This window comes from Vibrio sp. 10N.222.46.A1, from assembly GCF_041473595.1.
Lineage (GTDB): Bacteria > Pseudomonadota > Gammaproteobacteria > Enterobacterales > Vibrionaceae > Vibrio > Vibrio tasmaniensis_A.
In genome coordinates this window covers 1-4,649 of the sequence record NZ_JBFRSN010001128.1, presented here as the reverse complement: position 1 = coordinate 4,649, position 4,649 = coordinate 1, and the positions used below count along the sequence as shown (strand labels likewise).

Annotated in this window: 4 protein-coding genes; all 4 read right to left on the bottom strand. The window is 42.4% G+C overall.

The window, feature by feature from the left end; all coding sequences use genetic code 11:
• The coding region (locus AB4496_RS24465) for a DUF1223 domain-containing protein (protein WP_372132396.1) at positions 1–707 on the bottom strand (707 nt) is incomplete at its 3' end.
• A 211-nt stretch (positions 708–918) separates the two neighbouring features.
• A complete protein-coding gene (locus tag AB4496_RS24460) occupies positions 919–1,107 on the bottom strand; it encodes a hypothetical protein (protein ID WP_009845310.1) in 189 nt (62 codons plus the stop codon).
• A gap of 313 nt (positions 1,108–1,420) precedes the next feature.
• Positions 1,421–2,422 (bottom strand): TerC/Alx family metal homeostasis membrane protein, encoded by a 1,002-nt coding sequence (locus AB4496_RS24455; RefSeq protein ID WP_009845309.1) that lies wholly within the window; start codon positions 2,420–2,422, stop codon positions 1,421–1,423.
• A gap of 609 nt (positions 2,423–3,031) precedes the next feature.
• A partial coding sequence (locus AB4496_RS24450; RefSeq protein ID WP_372132393.1) for a bifunctional UDP-sugar hydrolase/5'-nucleotidase occupies positions 3,032–4,649 on the bottom strand: 1,618 nt, incomplete at its 5' end.

The window sequence follows — 4,649 nt, the reverse complement described above, 5'->3', positions numbered from 1 at the left end:
GTATATGAGTTAGGTTCGGTTAACCACACGGCTACAGCATCTGGCGTGGCGACTAATGGATCAAAATCGACATTAAATTGCCATTCAGACTCACTACGTCGATAGCCGTCATAAACCACGACAAAATCGTGCTCAAGTTTCTTACCTCTGTTCTCGCCCGCTTTAACGCTGGTGACTTCGTTCATCGCCAACAAGGCAATATGAGCGACATAATCACCTTTGCCTTCGTAATGCACGCTGAACGTATCGCCTTTATGGTTCACTGTTAATTTAGGATTAATTTGTTGTTGGAGCGATGGCAAGGTTCTGTCGAGCCAATTAAAGTAACCGCGCCACTCTTTTCCATCGACGACAAAGCCCGGAGTATAAACGCCACTTGTTACTCCATAAGCTTTGTACAAGCGTTGCTTTTGACTGAATGCCTTGCTAGCGAACTTGTCTCCCCACCCTAGGTAATCCCAGTAATCGACGTGATAGGCGAGCGGAATGACTTGTGTCCAAAGATTAGGGTGGTCTTCAAAAGTACTAAGGTAGGCATCAGCAGGCGGACAACTTGAACAACCTTCAGAGGTGAACAGTTCGATAACCTGCGCAGGTTGACCTTCATTACTCCAGGTTTGTGCCATCGACACAGAAGAGTAAAAGCCGATCGGTAAGGCAAGTAAACAGAGTTTAATCAATGATGAGTTGCGGCTGGCGTGTGACATACCGTGATCCTTGTACGAAGAGAATTTACTGGCGCTCAAATACAGACCGTTATGCCTAAGTCTTTCTTTCAGGTGATGAGTTTTCAGGTGCTTAGTTTATTTCAAATGCTTAGTTTCTTTGAGATACACAGCTTATTGCAGATACAAAAACGCCAGCTTCAGAAGCTGGCGTTTTCTTAAAATTCTATATTTTTACATGTTAACGCAGAGATTAACGGTTGATACCGATATCGCGTTGCATGTGACCAGATAGGTCGCTTGAGTAGTAACTACGTGGAGAGTTGTCTACAAAAAGAATATCGAAAATGTGTGCAATCAATCCTTTGAAGTTAACCGAGTAGGTCTTCTTATCCATAGAGTTAGGAACAGCGATAGTATTCATTTGCATTGCTTGAGCCATGATTGCCTCTCTATAAATTTGTTTATGTGGTTCGTTCTGATGACAAGAATAATAGGTGATCTTTTGCAGGTTAAAAAATGACTAAAATTAGATATTCGAATTAGTTTTTCTAATAAAACAAACCATTAACAACACGCTGAAATACATATTCACAAATGGTGACTATAAATTCGCAATGGCGTTAAAATCATGCATTTAGTACAAATACCATTCAAATCAAAGTGGCCAATGTCACAGAAATTTTACATAAATAAATTCCCCACTTCATCGACCACGTACCGATTATAAACTTTTCGATAAGTTATATTTGTTTCTAATTCACTTGTTCAATGTCTGGCTTCTTCGCATAAATCGACGCTATAACCGCAACCGTCATGGTAGAAATCAGCACCGCCAACGACCAATACGTCGGGATAGCCCATTCGCTATCAACCAGTAGCATTTTTACACCAATAAAGACCATGATGAATGCCAGTGCAGGCTTCAAATAAATGAACTTATCCATCATGCCTTGCAGTACAAAGTACAAAGAACGGAGACCAAGTAGCGCAAATACGTTTGCAGCAAGTACCAGGAACGGTTCTTGCGTCACAGCAAAGATAGCTGGGATAGAATCCAATGCAAACATCACATCCATAACTGCAATCGCACCGATCACCAACATCATTGGAGTGAATGCCCATTTTGCACCCTGTTTAACCATTAATGCAGGACCATGAAAATCCTCTGTTACCGGCATCACTTTACGAAGTAACTTCTCTGGTAATGTATTTACACTTTCCTCTTCGCCCTTGTCTAACGCCAGTTTAATACCAGTACCAATCAAGAACGCAGCAAACACGTAAAGCACCCAGTGGTATTCAGCCAACAGCTGTGCGCCTAGTGCGATCATAATTGCACGAAGTACCAGTGCACCAATTACGCCCCATAGAAGCGCACGTGGTCTTAGGTGCTCAGGAACTTGGTATTGAGCAAAGATCATCGCGAAAACAAATAGGTTGTCTACACTGAGTGATTTTTCTAGCAAGTAGCCCGTAATGAATGACACGGTTGCTTTTTGCGCTGTGTAGTCACTATTTGGCGCATAAATGTCCCAGAATAAGTAAATAGAACCAGCAAACAAAAATGCAAGTACAAACCAAAAAACGCTCCAGATTGCCGCTTTTTTAATTGTGACGTTCCCACCACGAGTCTGATAGATATCAATAGAGACGAGAATCACTGTTAGCAGGAAAAAACCCGCATAAGTCGTCATGATTGGCGATGATAAAAAGGATTCACTATTTGTAGATAATAGAGATTGAGTTGAGTTCATTATTCCTCCGGGCGGAAGAACTTTACAAAGACCTTCCGCAAACAAAACATATCAAGTTCCACGACGGATCTTGATTGTGATTGCGTTGGTCTCGTTGAAGTGAAATATGGGATTTCACCTTTACATACCGGATAGGCTCTTAGCCTAACGAGATGACGACATGTAAACTTGCGCTAACTACTCCCCAAACGCGTGGATAATATTCCCCTATTTGTGTTTCGTCTATTAAAATTTGCACTAGAAATACAAAAAAGGAGCAAATGCTCCTTTTTGATTGATGCCACCCTATCAAATAGACACTCGAATTGATTCTAAGAATAAATCTGCTAACCAAATTCACGATGGCACTGCGTAGTTACACTGCAAAACGATCAAGTTATAACTCTGCGCAAATTACAATCTTGCGTAAATTACAATCCTGCCGTCGGTATCAAATACACTAACGCAGACCAAACCGATACCCAACCAACCACCGCTACTGCATCTAACCAATCTTTCTTATCCATGCTTATCTCCACAAGAAGTGTGACCTGCAGGAATAAAGCATAAACAGTGCCAAATTTATAAACAGCTATAACTAATAATGTTAAGTGCAATCATTGATGCTGATTATCTAAAACACTCCATGCAATTCAGCGGTTCATTGTGTTTAAGAGACTCTGGGTATTCTTGTAGAAACTCGATAAAACAGTCTGCCATAGAATCGGTCGTCACCACGCCATCACCTATCATATCTAAGACGGCGTTATAGCCCTCTTTTCCTTTCATGGTGTAGGCTGACGACGCGCCTCGGTAAATTCGGTCACGAGAAACTGGCTGCCAACCGGATGTTTCAGAGTGTATTTCTAAATGGTGAATCCTATGCCCTATAGGCGCTTCTTTGTGGTAGCAGAACCTTAGATTATGAGTATAAGGAAAGCTGCCGGAACCTGTGCCCACGACACCATTATCGATCGCGTTATTGATTGCACCTTCAAGCATGCCAGCGATCGTTTCACCTTTTACTTCATACACACCAATGGGTACGGCAAACGGTAGTAGTTTTCCGGCAATATCGGCAACGGATACATCACCACTATTGAGTGAATTTCGCACTCCACCAGAGTTGTGAATCGCAAATTCAACCTGATGCCCTTTTTTGTTCATTAGGTAGTGAAATGATTGAGCAACCAAGGGCGCAAGCTGACTTGGACCTTTCTCATCCGGGATCCGAATATGGCGCAGTGTTGTGTCTGCATGAGCAATCACTTGTTGCTGAAGCTTTCGAACTCTCGGCTGGTATTTATCCGTCAGAATACTCTGCAGCTCAGGATCTTTTTTACACACTGCAATATTAGGGTGATTATTTAAAAACTCACATGCCATGTCGTGGGCATCGTCTTGCCCTACTTCACTCAATTTCGCGTCTATAAACAGTCGACGGCCTAACAGCAGTTCGTTCTTACCGTTGAAGTGAGTCACTTTGCCTTCAGCATCGAACTCGATTTCGCAGTGTCCTAGGCTCATGGCGTGGAAACCCGCTTGCACAACATAGGTGTCATCGACTTTCACTCCGTAATCATCATCTTTAACTAAGCCAATATCAGAGAAATCACCTTGTAAGCGATGACTATGACCACCAACAATGACACCAATACCTGTTACGTTGGCTGCTAACTCTAAATCAGCTTCGTAACCAAGATGACTAAGTAACACAATCTTGTTGATACCAGCTTTATGAATCTGCTCAATGGTCGCTTTTGCTGTTTCTAAAGCATTTTCAAATGGTGTATCGATATCTGGATTGGCAATGCCTGCCATTTTGTCGATGCTTAAGCCGAATATTGCAACCTTCTCGCCATCAAACTCTTTCGTTATAAAAGAGGCACTTCGCGTTACAGTCAGATAGGGTTTAACAATTTCGTTGTCCGCTAAGGTATGAGTTTTATTGATATCCTCATTCGATAGATTCCAGTTACCGGCCAACAGTGGGAATTTGATTCTTTTCGCGAAAATCGCAACGGGCTCATTACCCATATCTAGCTCGTGATTGCCAAGCGTCATGGCATCTATATTAAGGGCATTCAACAAATCGGCGTTGGCTTTTCCCTTGAATAAAGAAAAGTACAAAGTCCCCTGGAAGCAGTCACCAGCATGCAGGAACAGGGTTCCAACCTTCTGACGCTGGGCATCTTGTTCTATTTGTTTGAAGCGTGTTGAAATTCGAGCAAAGCCACCAGTACTGACA

Bases quoted from the DNA above. Each gene is read 5' to 3' on its own strand.
- AB4496_RS24460 (WP_009845310.1), bottom strand. From the start codon at position 1,107: ATGGCTCAAGCAATGCAAATGAATACTATCGCTGTTCCTAACTCTATG.
- AB4496_RS24455 (WP_009845309.1), bottom strand. From the start codon at position 2,422: ATGAACTCAACTCAATCTCTATTATCTACAAATAGTGAATCCTTTTTA.